Consider the following 17,584-nt stretch of genomic DNA (forward strand, 5'->3'; position numbering starts at 1 on the left):
GGCTTATCTCCGGATCTGCAAACTTATACCGACTTTTTTTTCACATTTTCCTATCAGTTTTATCCAAATCGCTGATTTACAACTATGTTCTATAGCAGGCTTTTGAAGAAAGGGAAAAGGGAGACAAAAACAGAATACATTATTTATTTAACGCACGCGTACACAACGCGCGTTACAATTACAGTTACAGTTCGCATTATGGAAAAAAAACAAGGAAGGAAAAGGAAACAGTGCTTTGAAAGGAGGAAAACGATGCTTTCCGGAAGCGAAAACAATGCTTTTCATTCTTCAAACGGATAGAGAAGAGTCTTCTTCAACTGGAAATAGCTTCCTAAGACACGGAAAAAGGATGTGCAAAAGCCAGCCAGAGGAAGTGCACAAGCCGGATGCAGGTTGTGGACAAGCTGAAGAAAGAATGTGCACATCCTGCAATGAAGAAAAAAGGAAGGCCGAAAATCCAAAAGAGGTTTGCAGACTGCTTCCAAAAGGAGTGTTTGCAAACCTCCTTTTACTTTTATAAAAATGATGAATTATCTCAACGGATAATCGTAATGGTTCCCTCTTTCAGTTTCTTCTCCTTCTGTGGTGCGTCGGCAGGCTCGTATCCCAAAGCGGCACAACCATAAACCTTATGATTCTGAGGGACTCCCAAACGGGTGAGCAACGCACGGACTTCAGGATCATCGCAAGTCTGCCCCAGCTGATTGATCCAACAGGAACCAATGCCCAATGAGCGGGCTGCCAGGAAAATATTTTCCAATGCACAGGCACAATCCATCGGCGCCCACCATTGTGCCGGCTCATTGGAAACAATCACCAACGTAGGGGCATGGTAGTAGCAACAATAGGTTTCACTCCGTCCGCGCTCGCGCAGGCGAGGCTCGTCACTCTTGGCAAAGACTCCTTTGATGGCTTCGTTCAATTCAGTCAAGATGGCCGCATCCTGAATGGCCGTGAAGTGCCACGTTTCATAGTGCATGCCATTGGGGGCATAAGCACCGGCTTCGAGAATCAAGTCCAAATCGGCCGCCGATATCTGCCGGTCGGTATAGGCACGCACACTACGGCGCGCCTTGATGTTTTGCAATACTTCGTTCATCATTTCCACTATTTATAGGGTTCAACGTTTTATCAATCCTATCTTGACATTCAGCTTGAAATACCAGGAGCCATTCTCACGCTCCAGAAAGCCGTATTTGTCCTTCTCCAGCGCCCCTTTCTCGAAGCGCGTATTCTGATACAGAAATTCGGCAAAGTCCTGCCGGCACGACTGATGGTAACAGAGCAGCTCACCCTGCCCATCGACCAGCAACATGCCTTCGACGGCCGAATCGGTACCTCTGAAAATCTTGGCAGGACGCATGCCCAAGGCCAGAGCCAACAGGAACTGCTTCATCTTGTATTCATAGAAACCATGTTTCTGGATGAGTTCATCCTTTATCTTCAGCGGATTGAGTTCCTTGATACGTTCCGTCAGTTCGGCAACGCGCGTGATACCTTCGAGGTGCATCAGGCGAACCATCTCGGCCAGCATGCGGGGGAAGTGCAGGTCAATCATCAACAGGTTGCAACGGAACACGCGGTCGGCCACGTCGCTATACTTCAACACACCACCCAGCCGCTCAATCATCAGCATACGCTCGGCCACTTCGTTGGGCGATTCGGGCAGGGCGTTCACCTTGTTGACCGTAGGCACGGCAAACTTCACGCCTGTCTGCTCCAGCTTCAGGTTGGCCGTACGTCCGCCGTCGAGCAACGGATTCATGGGACTCAGGCGACAACGTACACAAAAGCCCGTCAAGGGAGCGTCTTTCTGCCAGAAAGCTACCTTGAAATCGGTACGGTCATCGGTCTTGGCTTCCAGATCGTAAATGCGTACAGCATCAAGAAAACCTTCCAAGCCGTCGGGCACTTCAACTTCTTCGCCCGACGAATGTTTCAGGATATCGAGCACAAAGTCGGCCGCCTCGCCAAAATCGGCTCTCGGAAAGGTAACCGGCTCCGCCTCCTCCTTCGGCACAAACTGCCCGCTACGGTCCACCTCGCCCGACACCATACGAATTTCGTCCTCTTCTATGTAATACCGACGCGTACCGTCGTGTTCCTCACGCTGAACCAGCGCCACCGGCCAGCAACGGTTCATGTCCTTCTGTACCTGAGGTGTACCCATATACACGCTCCCATCCGCCAACAGACGGAAAAAGGCATAAATCTCGCCCAATTCTCTTTTTGTTGCTTTGAACATACTTATATATAATGTGTAAAGTTATCGATTTAAATCCCTACTCCTCTATCCTCAATGTCTCCACCTTCTCCAGCCGTGCCCGCAAGCGTGGCATCAGGGAACTGCGTATGCGGAGTGTCATGAGGCAATCCATGTCGTAACCCTGCTCTACAATCTCAGGACCTTCTTCCTTGACCACCCGCATCACGTCGTTCATGAAAGGATATTCGAACCAGAAGCGGATGCATTCGTCCACCGTCTTCTCCACGACCTCGGCGGCGGCAAGTGCTTCGGCAGCGGCAGCCTTATAGGCCACAATCAGTCCGCTCGTCCCCAACTTGATGCCTCCAAAGTAACGTACCACGATAATGAGGATATCCGTCAGTTCGTTGGAATTTATCTGTCCCAGGATAGGCTTTCCAGCCGTGCCCGACGGCTCGCCGTTGTCATTTGCCCGAAAGTCCTTGCGCTGAGGACCGAGCATGTAGGCATAGCACACATGGCGGGCATCGTAATACTTCTTCTGATACTCCTCCAGCAAAGCCTTCACTTCGTCCACCGTACGTACAGGCAAGGCAATGGCTATGAATTTGCTCCGCTTCTCCGTATAGATACCCTCGGCAGGAGCAGCTATGGTTCTGTATACGTCTTCGTTCATACCGACAAAGATAATGCATTTTTCCACTTACTCCTCGCCTATTCCCGACAAAAATCCTAATTTTGCGGCACAGCAATCCACTGAAGTCATGAGAAAGATAGTCCTTGCCATCGACTCCTTTAAAGGGAGCCTCACTTCCACCGAAGCCGAAACTGCCGCCCTCGAAGGCATCCGGCGGGTATATCCCCAAGCCGAAACCGTCTGCATCCCGATAGCCGACGGTGGCGAAGGTATGCTGGAAGCCCTCTCTTCTTTGCGCATGCAAGAAGTGCGTCTCCGTGTGCAGGGACCTTTGGATGAGAAAGTGGAAGCGCGTTATCTGATAAGTTCCGACGGACAAACAGCCTACATCGAAATGGCTTCGGCCAGCGGCCTCCCTCTCGTGCCAGAAAACCAACGTAACCCTCTGCTGACTACTACCCGCGGGACAGGCCAACTGATGCGCGATGCCCTCGACAGGGGATGCGACCATCTGGTCATCGGATTGGGCGGAAGTGCCACCAACGACGGAGGAATGGGTATGCTCAGCGCTTTAGGAATCCGTTTCCTAAATAACCAGGGCCAGGAGTTGAAAGGAAAAGGCTGTGATATGGAGAAAGCAGACAGAATAGACACCTCGCTTGCCCACCCAGCTATGAAGGCCGTCCGATGTACCGCCGCCTGCGATGTCCGCAATCCGTTCTACGGCCCCGAAGGTGCAGCCTATATCTTCTCTCCACAAAAAGGTGCTACCCCCGACGAGGTGCAACTGCTTGACAAAGGCCTGCGCCATCTGGCCGAACTCTACCGACAAACGACAGGACATGACATTGCCACCCTACCCGGTGCCGGAGCTGCAGGAGGACTGGGCGGTGCACTGGCTGCCTTTCTGAACGCCGAACTCCGTCCGGGCATCAGCCTGCTGCTGGAAGCCAACGGTTTTCAAGACAAGATTAAGGGAGCCGATCTGATCATTACGGGCGAAGGCCGCGCCGACCGGCAGACGACAATGGGGAAAGTTCCGGCAGGCGTACTGAACGAATCCCGCCAGACAGGTATCCCTGTCGTTCTGATAGCCGGCCAAGTAGCCGACGAAGAAATACTTCGTTCGGCCGGTTTCAGCCAAGTATATGCCACCACCCCTCCGGATATGCCCCTCAGCACAGCCATGCAGAAAGACGTGGCTCAAGCGAACATCAGCCGGACCATTGAACGGCTTTTAAAAGAAAAGTGATAAACTTATTGCACCATATATTCCTTCCGGAAAAGAGCAGGAGACATTCCACAATAACGTTTGAAGAACTTGCCAAAAGCCGATTGGTCACTGAAGCAAAGTTTGTCGGATATATCCTGCACGCTCAATTCAGGGTTCCTCAAAGCGACCTTTGCCTCAGTTATAAGCAAGTCGTCTATAATGCTACGGGCTGTTTTCCCATAAAATCTTTTTAATGTGGCAGTCAAAACGTTGGGCGATACGCCCAACTGTTCGCAATACCAATTCACTTCGTGACGTTCACAACAATAGGTATGAGCCAGATAAAGGAAACGGGCTACCAGTTCTCCCAGATGATAGGGTTCCTCCGCTTTTTCCACAGACTCATCCTGACGAAAAACGATGTTCCACAATTCACACTGACAGGCACGCAACATACTCTGTACCAGTTCACGATGAAAAACGCCATTCTTTTCGGCCACCATCAGAGCATACAAGGCAGAAGAGAGGTTCTGAAGTCTTGCTACCTCTTCAGTGTTCAACGAGACAAAAGGTCTTTGAGCATACACCATCATTTTTTCCGATATCCGAGAACGCAATTTGGAAGTTGTTTCCAGAAAAAAATTCCGCTCTACAACCAAGAGATAGCCTTCCAGCTCTCCTTCTACCCTCACGTCCTTCCATCGGTTGGAAGCTATAAAATCAATATAGGCAGGAGCAAAAAAACCCATACGGTCGCCATTCAGAGTCAACCGCAGCTCACCCCTTGTCATCAGCATGCTGACATGATGTTCACTATCGGGAAGCTTTCGTCCCAACGTCAGGCAATTCCCTGCCAATTTCACCATTACCACTTCATCGCCACAGGCTGCCATTTCTACGATGCCGGCCTGCATCAGATCCGATCCCAACCAGTCGAGAACAAAATTCTTCAGATTCTCCATATTTCACTTACCAATTAATTATGAAATCACCTGTATTCTCTCTCTTCCAGCGACCTTTTTCAATGGATTTCACCTTTCTGCGGGTAAATATAAAGGAAAGCCTTGAAAGACCGAAGCCTTTTTTCACTTATTAGAAAATATAAAGCAAAAAAGTGGTAATACAGGATTTTAAACCAATCTGAAGTGAAACCAAACCAAAAGAAGCCCCCATATTGCCGATAACTTTGCGCCATAATCATTTAAATGAATTAAGTTAAGAATGAAAAGAATGTTTTTACGCGCAAGCGCATGGAGTCTGTGTCTCCTGCTTGCCACCGCATGTAAGAATGCTCCTCTGAATATGAACGGAGGAAACTACAAAACAATGGAAGTGTCACGCGGAACACGTACCCTGAGTCAAAGTTATACAGCCGTCATCAACGGACGACAGAGTGTAGAAATTCGCCCACAGGTCAGTGGAACCATCACCCAAGTATGTATTGCCGAAGGTGCCCAGGTAAAAAAAGGGCAGACATTGGTCATCATTGACCAAGTACCCTACAAAGCGGCACTTGAAACAGCCATAGCCAACGTAAAAAGCGCCGAAGCATCGGTCGCCACGGCACGCCTGACAGCCGACAGTAAAGAACAATTGTTCAAAGAAAATGTAGTATCGGCCTTCGACCTGCAAACCGCCCGTAACAGTCTGTTGCAAGCTGAAGCCACACTGGCACAAGCCAAAGCTGAAGAAGTAAATGCGCGCAACAATCTTTCGTACACCGAAGTGAAAAGTCCCGTCGACGGAGTATCAGGCATGTTGCCCTACCGTGTAGGAGCTTTGGTAGACGCCTCTATTTCCACACCGCTTACCACCGTATCCGATGATACCGAAATGTACGTCTATTTTTCCATGACCGAAAGCCAGGTACTTTCTCTGGTACGCCAGTACAAAACACTGGACGAAGCATTGAAACAAATGCCTGAAGTGGAACTGAAACTCAGCGATGGTCTGATTTACGATCACAAGGGACGTATTGATGCCATCAGCGGAACAATTGATACCAGTACAGGCGCCGTCAGCCTGAGAGCCACTTTCCCCAATCCAGAACACATGCTGCGTAACGGTGGAAGCGGAACTGTCGTCCTTCCTTATATAAAAGAGAACGTACTCATCGTGCCGCAGGAAGCCACATTCGAAATACAGGACAAAATATTCGTATATAAAGTAGTGGATGGAAAAGCCACTTCTTCCCAAGTAACCGTATTCCCCGTGAACAATGGAAAAGAGTATATCGTAGAGAACGGACTGGAAGAAGGTGAAACCATCATTGCCGAAGGTGCAGGTCTGGTTCAGGAAGGAGCCGTAATAGGCAACCAGCCAACCGCCAACACGCCTGCCAACTAAACCTGAAAGGAGGAATATGTTATGAAACTCAGAACATTCATTGACCGCCCCATCCTGGCATGCGTCATATCGGTGTTGATATTGATGCTGGGCCTCATCAGCCTGTTCAATCTGCCTATGGAACAATATCCCGACATTGCACCGCCTACTGTTATGGTATCCACCAGTTACACGGGAGCCAATGCCGAAACAGTACAGAAGAGCGTCATCGTCCCGCTGGAGGAAGCCATCAACGGCGTGGAGAACATGACCTACATGACCTCTACCGCCACCAACAACGGTTCGGGAAGTATCACCGTTTACTTCAAGCAAGGGACAGACCCCGACATGGCAACCATCAACACCAAAAACCGTGTATCCGAAGCTGAAGGTCTTCTGCCGGCCGAAGTGACCAAAATCGGTGTAACCGTAGAGAAAAGGCAGAACAGTATGCTGAAAATTCTGGCCCTCTATAGTCCCGATGACAGTTACGACCAGACCTTTATCAACAACTACTTCAAAATCAATGTCGAGCCACGCCTTTCACGTATCACAGGTGTAGGTAACGTCAATGTGATGGGTGGCGACTACGCCATGCGTATCTGGCTCAACCCACAAGTCATGGCCCAGTATTCACTGGTACCCGACGACGTTATCAATGCTCTAGGCGACCAAAACGTGGAAGCTGCTACCGGTACGTTAGGCGAAGATTCGGAAAACACCTATCAGTACACCCTCAAATACCGCGGACGATACGAGACATCCGAAGAATTCGGTAACATTGTCATCAAATCACTTGCGAACGGTGAAGTGCTCCGTTTGAAAGATATTGCCAAAGTAGAACTTGGTGCACAGAGCTATGCCTACAACAGCGAGATAAACGGACATCCGGGTGCCACCTGTATGATTTCGCAAACGGCCGGTTCCAATGCCAATGAAATCATTGAAGAAATAGACAAGCTGACCGCGGAAATAGCCAAAGAATTGCCCAAGGGACTGGTACTGACCGATCTGATGAGTACCAAGGACTTCCTTGATGCCTCTATCCACGAAGTGGTAAAGACTTTGATTGAGGCCATCATCCTCGTTATCCTCGTTGTATATGTCTTCCTGCAAAGTGTACGTTCCACCATCATTCCAGCAGTATCCATCATTGTATCACTGGTAGGTACGTTTGCTTTCCTTTATATAGCCGGTTTCAGCCTCAACCTGTTGACATTGTTTGCTCTCGTCTTGGTCATCGGTACGGTAGTGGACGATGCTATTGTGGTGGTCGAGGCGGTACAGGCCAAGTTCGATGAGGGTGTCCGCTCACCCTATAAAGCCACAACTGGTGCCATGGACGGCATTGCGGCTGCCATTGTCACCACATCATTGGTATTTATGGCCGTGTTTATTCCCTCTTCGTTTATGGGAGGTACCAGCGGAACCTTCTATATGCAATTCGGTCTGACCATGGCTGTTGCCGTAGGCATTTCGGCTATCAACGCCCTTACACTGAGTCCGGCCCTGTGTGCACTCATCATGACACCTCACATCGATGCCTCTACCGGCCAGAAACTAAGTTTTTCTTCCCGTTTCCATCAGGCTTTTGAAGCTTCGTTCAACCGCTTGATACTTCGCTACAAAGGCGGGGTAAAGTGGTTCTTCCGTCGCAAATGGGTAATAGGAACTGCACTGGTAGCCAGTATCGCCCTGCTGGTGGTTCTGATGAAAACGACCAAGACCGGTCTGGTCCCCGAGGAAGACATGGGCTGTATCTTTATGAACGTCACCACTCCTCCGGGCAGCAGCCTCTCGCAAACCATCAAAGCCATGTCTGAAGTCGAGAAATGTATCAAAGACATTCCCCAAATATCCCGTTACTCCAATGTCAGCGGCTACAGTATGATGGGTGGACAGGCACCGTCGGGTGGTATGCTCATCATCAAACTGAAACCCTGGGATGAACGTACGGAAAGTCAAGACAACATCAACGCTGTCATCAGCGAGATTTACCGCCGTACAGCCAATATCAAGTCGGCGAAACTCTTCGTTTTTGCCCAACCTACCATCATGGGATACGGTATGGGAAACGGGTTCGAACTCTATGTGCAGGACCGTGCAGGTGGCGACATCAACGCATTACAGAAATATACCACGGATTTCATCGCCGCCCTGAACCAGCGTCCCGAAATCCAAATGGCCTATACCTCATTTGACACGAAATTCCCGCAATATACCGTAGAAGTGGATGCTGCCCGATGCCAACGTGCAGGCGTTACGACTACCGATGTGCTCAGTGTTCTGTCGGGCTTCATCGGCGGAAACTATTCGTCCAATTTCAATCGTTTCTCCAAACTTTACCGCGTCATGGTACAGGCCGACAAGACTTATCGTCTGGACAAGAACGCCTTGAACAATATGTTCATACGTACCTCGTCGGGTGAGATGGCCCCCATCGGTCAGTTCGTCAACCTGACCAAAGTATATGGTACTGAAACACTTACCCGTTTCAACCTCTACAGTTCCATTCAGGTGAACGGACTTCCGGCCGACGGTTACAGTACGGGTGAAGCCATTGCCGCCATTGCCGAAGTGGCCAAGGAGACATTGCCCGTAGGTTACGGTTACGAGTTCGGTGGTATCACACGTGAAGAGGCAGGAAGCGGAAGCAACACGGTTATCATCTTCTCCATCTGCATCATCTTCGTCTTCCTCATCCTCTGTGCCCTGTACGAGAGTATCTTCGTACCGCTGGCCGTCATGTTAAGCGTACCATTCGGACTGATGGGAAGTTTCCTCTTTGCCAAGATATGGGGACTGGAAAACAACATCTACATGCAGACCGGACTCATTATGCTGATTGGTCTGTTGGCCAAGACAGCCATTCTGCTGACCGAATATGCTTCGGCCCGACGCCGTCAGGGTATGACCATCGCACAAGCGGCCGTATCGGCAGCCGGCGTCCGTCTGCGTCCCATCCTGATGACTGCCCTTACGATGATCATCGGTCTGTTCCCATTGGTCGTAGCCTCGGGTGCCGGTGCCAACGGTAACATCTCGCTGGGTGTAGGTACTGTAGGTGGAATGATCGTCGGGACACTGGCCCTGCTCTTCGTAGTACCCACACTGTTCATTGTCTTCCAGACCTTGCAGGAACGGCTGATGCCTGCCCGCAAACACGAGGAAGACTGAAATTGTACAAACCATAACAGAAACAATAGAATGAAAAAAATACTGATAGCCGCCCTTTCCTTATTGACAACCGGTTGCGGCATATACAACAAATACGAACGGCCCGACCTGAGCACGGTGCAGACCGACAGCCTCTACCGCGCCGACACCGCTCCCGACACAGCTTCGTCCATCGCCTCGCTGGGATGGGAGGAACTGTTCACCGATCCCTGCCTCCAGTCACTCATACGCCGTGGTCTGGAAGCCAACACAGACCTGCAAACAGCTGCCTTACGTGTCAAGGAAGCACAGGCCACACTGATGTCATCCAAACTGGCTTACCTACCCTCCCTGCAACTCGACCCGCAGGGCACTCTCTCCAGTTTTGACGGAAGCAAAGCACAGAAAACCTATTCACTGGGAGGATCGGCCTCGTGGGAAATTGACCTCTTCGGGAAACTGACCAACGCTAAACGAGGTGCCCGCGCTGCCCTGCTGGAAAGCGAGGCCTACCGACAGGCCATGCAGACACAGGTCATAGCTACTGTAGCCGACAGCTACTATGCCCTGCTGATGCTTGACGAACAGGTTAGAGTCACCACGCAGACAACAGAAAGTTGGCGTGAATACGTCAAATCACTCCACGCCCTGATGAAAGCAGGCGAGGCTGACCGTGCCACGCTAAGCCAGGCCGAAGCCTCGCGGCTCAGCGCCGAGTCATCGCTCCTCTCGCTCCAACGACAGGTAGCCGAACAGGAAAATGCCTTGTGTGTGTTCATCGGTGAAGTACCCCACCGCCTCGAACGAGGAACATTGGACGGGCAGCAGTTCCCTGACCGCATGTCAGTCGGACTACCCATCGAACTCCTGTCACGCCGTCCGGACGTACGCCAAGCCGAAGCCTCGCTGATGCAAGCCTTCTATGCCACCAACTCTGCCCGGTCGGCCTTCTATCCCAGCATCACACTGAGCGGAAGTGCCGGATGGACCAACAGTGGCGGAGCAGCCATCACCAATCCGGGTGCCTGGCTTCTGCAAGCAGTGGGGTCACTCGTACAGCCACTCTTCAACCGCGGACAGAACATCGCCAACCTGAAAATAGCCAAGGCACAACAGCAGGAAGCAGTGCTCGCCTTCAAACAGTCACTGCTTAATGCCGGTCAGGAAGTGAACAACGCCCTTATCCAATGGCAGACTGCCCGCGAACAAATCCTGCTGGACAAGGAACAGGTGAAACAATTGGAAACAACAGTTTCAGATACCCGCCTGCTGATGGAGCACGGTACGGTAAACTATCTGCAAGTGATTACTGCCCGTCAATCACTCCTCTCGGCGCAACTGACACTGGCATCCGACCGCTACAGCGAGATACAGGGAGTCATCAACCTCTACCATGCTTTGGGTGGAGGAACCGACCAATAAAATAGAATCCTATATTTCCCTAAAGGGGTTTTCTAATACCATGTTAACTAAATCTACTCTCTCTTCATAAACCAATATTATGAAGTCAACCTGAAGCCCGCACCATTCGCGACGAACCGTGCGGGCTTGTTTTATGTTTCAACGGATGAAACCACCAGTTTCGTAAAGAAATTGCTAACTTTGCCAGACAATCATCAAGTAACCGGACATTATGAAATATTTTTCCACCCTACGCCAACACTGGCACCACTTCCTGCACAACGAGGAGCTGAAGCAGAAAATTTACTCCATCGTTTTCGAATCGGACACGCCCAAAGGCAAACTGTTTGACATCATTCTCATCGGAAGTATTGTACTCAGCGTGTTGCTCGTCATCCTGGAGAGCATGCACATCTTCCCCCATTCGGCCTATCTCGTACTGCGAGTGCTGGAGTATGTGCTCACACTGTTTTTCACCATTGAATATCTGGCACGCATCTACTGCCTGAAGGAGCCCCGGAAATACATTTTCAGCTTTTTCGGCATCGTCGATCTGCTGGCTACGTTGCCCGTCTACCTGAGTTTCGTCCTCCACGGTACACACTACCTGCTCGTCATCCGTGCCTTCCGCCTCATCCGCATCTTCCGCATCTTCAAACTCTTCACCTTCATCAACGAAGGCAATCTGCTGCTTCGTTCCTTGTGGATCAGTGCCCCCAAGATATTCATCTTCTTCTTTTTCGTGCTCATCCTCGTGACATCCATGGGAACGGTGATGTATGCCATCGAAGGTGACGCCACCGGCTCACAATTCAACAATATTCCCAACAGCATCTACTGGGCCATTGTCACCATGACGACCGTAGGCTATGGCGACATCACGCCCGTTACCCCGGTGGGCCGTTTTCTCTCGGCCGTCATCATGCTCATCGGTTATACCATCATTGCCGTGCCTACAGGCATCGTCTCGGCCACAATGGTGAGTGAACATAAGAAAATGGAGAAACGGCGCTGTCCCCGTTGCCACCGCGACGGTCATGACTTCGAAGCCCTCTACTGCAAATGTTGCGGTGCAAGGCTGAAAAAAAGCGAACCCGACAAAGTAAACGAAGAACGACGAGACGACGAACGTTTCTGACCGCTTCTTCCCCATCATACATCATATATTCATAATTATGGAGAAACAAAAAATATCCCTCGTACTCTCCATGGGTGGAGCCCGTGGTATTGCCCACATCGGCGTAATAGAAACCTTGCTGGAATATGGTTACGAAATCGCTTCCATCGTCGGCAGTTCTATGGGAGCCATGGTAGGCGCCATGTATGCCACAGGACGAATGGCCGAATGTAAGGAATGGCTATGCAGCTGGGACAAACGCAAGATGTTCCAACTGGCCGACCTCACCCTGAGCCGCGACGGTCTGGTAAAGGGTGACCGCTTCATCCGCGAACTGAAGCAGATTGTCCCCGACGTGCCCATCGAAAGTCTGCCCCTGCCCTACGCCGCCCTGGCCACAGATATTCTGAGTGAGCAGGAAGTGAAGTTCACCTCCGGCAACCTGTTCGAAGCCATCCGCGCCTCCATCTCCATTCCCATGGTATTCCGTCCTGTCCGTTCAGAAGGACGCATACTGGTAGACGGTGGCCTGCTCAATCCTCTGCCCCTGCGCCACGCCATCCGCACACCAGGCGACCTGCTCATGGCCGTCGACGTCAACGCCCCCATCAATAACGGCAAGCGCCGTCGTATGAATCCCTACCTGCTGCTGTCCGAATCATCTCGTCTGATGATGCAGCAGATTACCCGCTACGACATCGAACGTTTCAAACCAGACATCCTTATCCAGATGTCTGCACACGACTACGACATGATGGAGTTCCACCACGCCCGCCGCATCATCCAAAGTGGAGCCGAAGCGGCCCGACAGACTCTCGAAATACGCGCCCATTCAGTCTGTTCTTGATAGTTTTACAAAAAAACGAACGGAAAATGACCATTTCTCACAAGAAGTAGTTACTTTTGCGAAAACCTAATTCAACAATACTAACCTTTAAAAGAAAAAAAACGATGCTTACCCAGATTATAAACGGCCGTATATTTACTCCGCAAGGATGGCTGGAAGAAGGATCCGTACTGATGCGCGACGGAAAGATATTGGAAGTGACCAACTGTGACCTGGCCCTGATCGGTGCTCAGCTCATAGATGCCAAAGGCATGTACATCGTACCCGGCTTTGTGTCCATGCACATTCACGGAGGAGGCGGACACGACTTTACCGAGTGTACGGAAGAAGCTTTCCGTACTGCTATCCATGCCCACCTGCTCCATGGTTCCACGACCATCTACCCCACTCTGTCCTGCTCTCCCTTTGACAAGCTGTACGAAGCAGCCGCCATCTGCGAGAAAATCATGCACGAAGCAGGCAGTCCTGTGGAAGGCCTCCACATCGAAGGTCCTTATCTGAACCCTAAAATGGCCGGAGAACAATTTGCAGGCCTGGTCAAGCCCATTGAAGAAAAAGAATACAAGGAACTGTTGGAAAAGACCGACTGCATCCGCCGCTGGGACGCTTCTCCCGAATTGCCGGGTGCACTCAAGTTTGCCGGTTATCTGCGTGAAAAAGGTATCCTGGCTGCCGTTTCGCATACAGAAGCCGAATATGACGACATCAAAGCTGCCTACGAAGCCGGCTTCACCCATGCCGCACACTTCTACAACGCTATGCCGGGCTTCCACAAGCGCCGCGAATACAAATACGAAGGTACTGTAGAAAGCGTCTATCTGACGGACGGCATGACCATCGAGCTGATAGCCGACGGTATCCACCTGCCCGCCACCATTCTGAAACTGGCTTATAAGTTGAAGGGTGTAGACCACACCTGCCTCGTCACCGACGCCATGTCGTGTTCGGCCAGCGACGGAAAGGAAATCAACGACCCGCGCTACATCATCGAAGACGGAGTCTGCAAACTGGCCGACCGCTCGGCACTGGCTGGCAGTATTGCTACCTGTGACACTCTGGTACGTACCATGGTCAAGGCCGGCATCCCTCTGGGAGACGCCCTCCGCATGGCCAGCGAAACACCGGCACGCATCATGAACATTGCCGACCGCAAGGGATCTTTGCAAAAAGACATGGATGCCGACGTCATCGTCATGGACAAGGAACTGAACATCCGTGCCGTATGGCAGGCAGGCAAACTCATCGACGAAACCAATACCTTGTTCTGATTGCAGGAACAGGAAACAAAAACAATATCCTAACCCAAAACTGATAGAAAAATGAAAAATGTGAAAGTGATGGCCGGCGTGCTTTGTGCAAGTCTGCTGCTCAGCGGTTGCGGAACAATGAACAATACAACGAAAGGAGGTATCATCGGTGGTACTTCGGGTACAGCAGCCGGTGCTCTGATAGGCGGCCTGATAGGTAAAGGAAAAGGAGCCGCCATCGGTGCAGCTGTAGGCGCCGTTGTAGGAACTGGTACCGGTGTTGTCATCGGCCGCAAGATGGACAAGAAGGCGGAAGAAGCTGCCAAGATTGAAGGAGCCGAAGTCGAAAAAGTGACCGATACCAACGGACTGGATGCAGTCAAAGTATCCTTCACCTCGGGCATTCTGTTCGGATTCAACTCTTCGACATTGAGCAACGATGCCAAGGCATCGCTCCGCAAACTGGCTGAGATTCTGCGCGAAGATACGACTACAGACATTGCCATCATCGGCCATACCGACAAAGTGGGTACATACGAAGCCAATGTGAAAGTCTCGAAAGACCGTGCATACGCCGTCGAAAACTATCTGCAGGACTGCAACGTTTCGCCCGCCCAGTTCAAGGTGGTGAAAGGTGTGGCCTACGATGAATACGACGAAAGCAAGTCGGCCGACCAGAACCGCCGTGTGGAAATCTACATGTATGCCAGCAAGGAGATGATCCAACAGGCCGAAGCCCAACAATAATAAGATAATAAGATTCTCATTACCAACCGATGAGGCTGTGCCATAAATCGACATAGCCTCATTTTTTTATCCACTAACCCATCTGTCAGCTCATAAAATCATCTTTACCCTCATGAAATTCAAACAAAAAGTCTGTGTAATCACCGGAGGGGCAGCCGGCATCGGACGCTGCCTGGCCGAAAGTTTCAGTGCCGAAGGAGCCCGTGTCTACGTTATCGACAAAACATGTCCCGACCATCCTGCTGACCCCAACATTCATTTCTATCAAGGTGACATTGCCGAACAAACTGTCATCGACAGCTTTGTCGACTGGATATTGGAGCAGGAAAAGCAGGTAAATTATCTGATAAACAACGCCTGCCTGATGAATGGCGGCATCCTCTCCGGGTGCTCATACGAAGCGTTCCTCTATGTACAACGCGTAGGCGTGGCTGCCCCCTTCTGGCTGGCCAGCCGTCTGAAGCCCCACTTCGCTCCGGGTGCATCCATCGTCAACCTTTCGTCCACCCGGGCCTTCCAGTCACAAGCCGATACGGAAAGCTATTCTGCGGCCAAAGGCGGCATCACCTCCCTGACTCATGCACTGGCCGTAAGCCTGTCCGGTATTGCTCGCGTCAACTCCATCGCACCGGGATGGATTGAAACGGCCCGTTTCCACGAAGGAACGCCCCAGCCCCACTATACAACAAGTGACAGCCTGCAACATCCGTCCGGACGCGTCGGCGAACCGGAAGACATCGTACGGGCCACCTTTTTCCTCTGTGATGAACAGAACAGCTTCGTCAACGGTATCAATCTGACCGTAGACGGAGGTATGAGCCACCTGATGGTCTATCACAACGACGAAGGATGGCGGCTGGAAAAATGACAATATTGCCGAAAAAGTGACAATCTGACGACCGGCATGTCCATGCCGGCAACGACGAACAATCAATAAAGTATGCAAAGATTTAAAACGACAGACCGGCTGATTAAAAATGTTTGCGCAAGTTTAAACAACTGGGTGTTGTGACTGACATTTCGTCAAACAGGCACAGAGTTTGCAAATACTCTTGCGAACAACGAAACCGAAAGGTAGAGGGGTTCAGAAGAAAATTGATAATAAACAATTTAAAATAGGAGATTACAACTATGATGCCGATTAGAAAGTACAACAATCAGAACTGGTTACCGAGTATCTTTAACGATTTCTTCGACAACGACTGGATGGTAAAAGCCAACGCTACTGCTCCTGCCATCAACGTGATTGAGAATGAAAAAGACTACAAGGTGGAAGTGGCTGCTCCGGGTATGACCAAGGACGACTTCAACATCCATCTGAGTGAAGACAACGAATTGGTCATCACCATGGAGAAGAAGAACGAAAGCAAAGAAGAAGACAAAGAGAACAAGAAGTATCTGCGTCGCGAGTTCTCATACTCCAAGTTCCAGCAGGCATTCGTTCTGCCCGAGGATGTCGAAAAGGAAAAGATCAGCGCCAACGTCACCGACGGCGTGCTGACCATTGACCTGCCGAAACGCACACCCGAAGAAAAAGCCAAAATCAACCGTGTGATTGAAATCCATTAATCAGTCCGGTTTCCGGTAAAGACAACAGGAAGGCCGTTCCCCACCAAAGGAGAACGGCCTTCTTTTTTTGTATATACTGCCTGTATTACTCCGGCTGAAGTTCGTTGGCCGAAGAAGGCAACTGCTTCCAGCCCTCACCAAAGGCATCGTAAGCATCGGTCACCACCACAAATGCACGCGGATCGGCCTGCTTGATACGGAGCTTCACCCCGTTCACTTCCTTGTAGCTTACCACCAGAAACAACATTTCCTTCTCTGCCCCTGTATAAAGGCCGCTGCTTTTGATGCAGGTGGCCGTACGGTCCAGCTCTTCGAGAATGTATTTGTGCAGTTCGGTCATCTTCTTGTCACTGATTACAAAAATCAGCTTGTCATTCTTCGCACCATTGATCATGAAAGCAATGACACGCGAACATACAAAGATGGCAACCAGCGAATAGAACGACAGGAAAAGGGCAGGCTGCTCCATGTCTTCGGCACTGCCGATACCAAAACCGATGACTGCCAGACCAAAACAAACCACTACCGCATCGGCCAGCAGAATGCCGTTCGAGAAGCGGATGTGCAGATACTTCTGCAACAGCATGGCTACAATATCCGTTCCTCCCGTTGTGGCCTGGTTGCGCACCACGATGCCCGACCCAATGCCAATCAACGTTGCACCGACAACGGCCGTCAGCATCAGATGATCAGAAAAGTCGATGCATCCTCCCAGCAATTGTGAGGGGTCGAGTGCTTCAAGCGCCTCCTGTGTGGGATAAACAGCCCGCGAAAGCACGTTCATGATAAGCGGAGTGACAAGAGCGGCCGCAATGGTCCGGGTACCCAGCTTGGCACCCAGCAGCACCACCGACAGAATGAGCAAAGGTACATCGAACATATAGCCGAACGTACCCACCTGAACGGAAGGGAACAAATTGTGAAGCACGATGCTCGCCCCATACACACCTCCCGGAACAATGTTATAAGGGTTGATGAAAAACACGAAACCGGATGCAAGAATGAAGCATCCGAACAGAATGCTGACCCACGAACAGATTATTTTCTTCATACGATTGTTTTATTTTTATGCAGCAAATATACAAATCTATAACCTTTGCTGCAACTATCCGATGGAAA

Annotated in this window: 16 protein-coding genes; 11 read left to right on the forward strand and 5 right to left on the reverse strand. The window is 50.7% G+C overall.

The genetic code is table 11. The features are described from left to right. Positions 1–235: 235 nt before the first annotated feature. Positions 236–520: a hypothetical protein gene (locus RDO88_RS11205; protein ID WP_307759457.1), complete on the forward strand. Its 285-nt coding sequence runs from the start codon at positions 236–238 to the stop codon at positions 518–520. 15 nt (positions 521–535) lie between these two features. On the opposite strand, the gene RDO88_RS11210 is transcribed toward RDO88_RS11205, so the two are convergent. From RDO88_RS11210 to RDO88_RS11220, 3 genes are read right to left on the reverse strand one after another with little or no spacing between them, the layout of a single operon-like run. Continuing rightward, positions 536–1,099, reverse strand: a complete 564-nt coding sequence (locus tag RDO88_RS11210) for a nitroreductase family protein (RefSeq protein ID WP_307759458.1) — start codon at positions 1,097–1,099, stop codon at positions 536–538. 21 nt (positions 1,100–1,120) lie between these two features. Next, positions 1,121–2,245: an HpaII family restriction endonuclease gene (locus RDO88_RS11215; RefSeq protein WP_307759459.1), complete on the reverse strand. Its 1,125-nt coding sequence runs from the start codon at positions 2,243–2,245 to the stop codon at positions 1,121–1,123. A 37-nt stretch (positions 2,246–2,282) separates the two neighbouring features. Beyond that, the gene (locus RDO88_RS11220) at positions 2,283–2,882 is read right to left on the reverse strand and encodes a YigZ family protein (protein WP_307759460.1); all 600 of its coding nucleotides are present in this window, start codon (positions 2,880–2,882) and stop codon (positions 2,283–2,285) included. Positions 2,883–2,970: 88 nt separating this feature from the next. Here RDO88_RS11220 and RDO88_RS11225 point away from each other — a divergent pair, with 88 nt between their 5' ends. Continuing rightward, positions 2,971–4,095, forward strand: coding sequence for a glycerate kinase (locus RDO88_RS11225; RefSeq protein ID WP_307759461.1), 1,125 nt, complete (start codon positions 2,971–2,973; stop codon positions 4,093–4,095). Between the two features lie 5 nt (positions 4,096–4,100). On the opposite strand, the gene RDO88_RS11230 is transcribed toward RDO88_RS11225, so the two are convergent. After that, positions 4,101–5,018: a helix-turn-helix domain-containing protein gene (locus RDO88_RS11230; RefSeq protein ID WP_307759462.1), complete on the reverse strand. Its 918-nt coding sequence runs from the start codon at positions 5,016–5,018 to the stop codon at positions 4,101–4,103. 259 nt (positions 5,019–5,277) lie between these two features. Between RDO88_RS11230 and RDO88_RS11235 the strand changes: the two genes are divergently transcribed. The 9 genes from RDO88_RS11235 to RDO88_RS11275 all read left to right on the forward strand — a co-directional run bounded on the left by RDO88_RS11235 (position 5,278) and on the right by RDO88_RS11275 (position 16,465). Then, positions 5,278–6,402: an efflux RND transporter periplasmic adaptor subunit gene (locus RDO88_RS11235; protein ID WP_374043944.1), complete on the forward strand. Its 1,125-nt coding sequence runs from the start codon at positions 5,278–5,280 to the stop codon at positions 6,400–6,402. Positions 6,403–6,423: 21 nt separating this feature from the next. After that, positions 6,424–9,558: an efflux RND transporter permease subunit gene (locus RDO88_RS11240; RefSeq protein ID WP_307759464.1), complete on the forward strand. Its 3,135-nt coding sequence runs from the start codon at positions 6,424–6,426 to the stop codon at positions 9,556–9,558. A gap of 30 nt (positions 9,559–9,588) precedes the next feature. Then, entirely contained in the window at positions 9,589–10,959 is a 1,371-nt protein-coding gene (locus RDO88_RS11245; protein WP_307759465.1) for an efflux transporter outer membrane subunit, read from the forward strand. 211 nt (positions 10,960–11,170) lie between these two features. Further along, positions 11,171–12,076 carry an ion transporter gene (locus tag RDO88_RS11250; protein ID WP_307759466.1) on the forward strand — a complete coding sequence of 302 codons (906 nt, stop codon included), beginning with the start codon at positions 11,171–11,173 and terminating at the stop codon, positions 12,074–12,076. Between the two features lie 37 nt (positions 12,077–12,113). After that, entirely contained in the window at positions 12,114–12,902 is a 789-nt protein-coding gene (locus RDO88_RS11255) for a patatin-like phospholipase family protein (protein WP_307759467.1), read from the forward strand. Between the two features lie 104 nt (positions 12,903–13,006). Continuing rightward, a complete protein-coding gene (nagA, locus tag RDO88_RS11260) occupies positions 13,007–14,170 on the forward strand; it encodes an N-acetylglucosamine-6-phosphate deacetylase (RefSeq protein WP_307759468.1) in 1,164 nt (387 codons plus the stop codon). A gap of 51 nt (positions 14,171–14,221) precedes the next feature. Next, positions 14,222–14,896 carry an OmpA family protein gene (locus tag RDO88_RS11265; RefSeq protein WP_307759469.1) on the forward strand — a complete coding sequence of 225 codons (675 nt, stop codon included), beginning with the start codon at positions 14,222–14,224 and terminating at the stop codon, positions 14,894–14,896. Between the two features lie 112 nt (positions 14,897–15,008). Next, positions 15,009–15,764, forward strand: a complete 756-nt coding sequence (locus tag RDO88_RS11270) for an SDR family oxidoreductase (RefSeq protein WP_307759470.1) — start codon at positions 15,009–15,011, stop codon at positions 15,762–15,764. A gap of 263 nt (positions 15,765–16,027) precedes the next feature. After that, positions 16,028–16,465: an Hsp20 family protein gene (locus tag RDO88_RS11275; protein WP_307759471.1), complete on the forward strand. Its 438-nt coding sequence runs from the start codon at positions 16,028–16,030 to the stop codon at positions 16,463–16,465. An 85-nt stretch (positions 16,466–16,550) separates the two neighbouring features. On the opposite strand, the gene RDO88_RS11280 is transcribed toward RDO88_RS11275, so the two are convergent. Continuing rightward, positions 16,551–17,516 (reverse strand): YitT family protein, encoded by a 966-nt coding sequence (locus RDO88_RS11280; protein WP_307759472.1) that lies wholly within the window; start codon positions 17,514–17,516, stop codon positions 16,551–16,553. Positions 17,517–17,584 lie beyond the last annotated feature (68 nt).

Origin of the sequence: uncultured Mediterranea sp. (assembly GCF_902493215.1) — a bacterium.
GTDB lineage: Bacteria > Bacteroidota > Bacteroidia > Bacteroidales > Bacteroidaceae > Bacteroides.

Bases quoted from the DNA above. Each gene is read 5' to 3' on its own strand.
- RDO88_RS11210 (WP_307759458.1), bottom strand. From the start codon at position 1,099: ATGAACGAAGTATTGCAAAACATCAAGGCGCGCCGTAGTGTGCGTGCC.
- RDO88_RS11215 (WP_307759459.1), bottom strand. From the start codon at position 2,245: ATGTTCAAAGCAACAAAAAGAGAATTGGGCGAGATTTATGCCTTTTTC.
- RDO88_RS11220 (WP_307759460.1), bottom strand. From the start codon at position 2,882: ATGAACGAAGACGTATACAGAACCATAGCTGCTCCTGCCGAGGGTATC.
- RDO88_RS11225 (WP_307759461.1), top strand. From the start codon at position 2,971: ATGAGAAAGATAGTCCTTGCCATCGACTCCTTTAAAGGGAGCCTCACT.
- RDO88_RS11230 (WP_307759462.1), bottom strand. From the start codon at position 5,018: ATGGAGAATCTGAAGAATTTTGTTCTCGACTGGTTGGGATCGGATCTG.
- RDO88_RS11235 (WP_374043944.1), top strand. From the start codon at position 5,278: ATGAAAAGAATGTTTTTACGCGCAAGCGCATGGAGTCTGTGTCTCCTG.
- RDO88_RS11240 (WP_307759464.1), top strand. From the start codon at position 6,424: ATGAAACTCAGAACATTCATTGACCGCCCCATCCTGGCATGCGTCATA.
- RDO88_RS11245 (WP_307759465.1), top strand. From the start codon at position 9,589: ATGAAAAAAATACTGATAGCCGCCCTTTCCTTATTGACAACCGGTTGC.
- RDO88_RS11250 (WP_307759466.1), top strand. From the start codon at position 11,171: ATGAAATATTTTTCCACCCTACGCCAACACTGGCACCACTTCCTGCAC.
- RDO88_RS11255 (WP_307759467.1), top strand. From the start codon at position 12,114: ATGGAGAAACAAAAAATATCCCTCGTACTCTCCATGGGTGGAGCCCGT.
- nagA (WP_307759468.1), top strand. From the start codon at position 13,007: ATGCTTACCCAGATTATAAACGGCCGTATATTTACTCCGCAAGGATGG.
- RDO88_RS11265 (WP_307759469.1), top strand. From the start codon at position 14,222: ATGAAAAATGTGAAAGTGATGGCCGGCGTGCTTTGTGCAAGTCTGCTG.
- RDO88_RS11270 (WP_307759470.1), top strand. From the start codon at position 15,009: ATGAAATTCAAACAAAAAGTCTGTGTAATCACCGGAGGGGCAGCCGGC.
- RDO88_RS11275 (WP_307759471.1), top strand. From the start codon at position 16,028: ATGATGCCGATTAGAAAGTACAACAATCAGAACTGGTTACCGAGTATC.
- RDO88_RS11280 (WP_307759472.1), bottom strand. From the start codon at position 17,516: ATGAAGAAAATAATCTGTTCGTGGGTCAGCATTCTGTTCGGATGCTTC.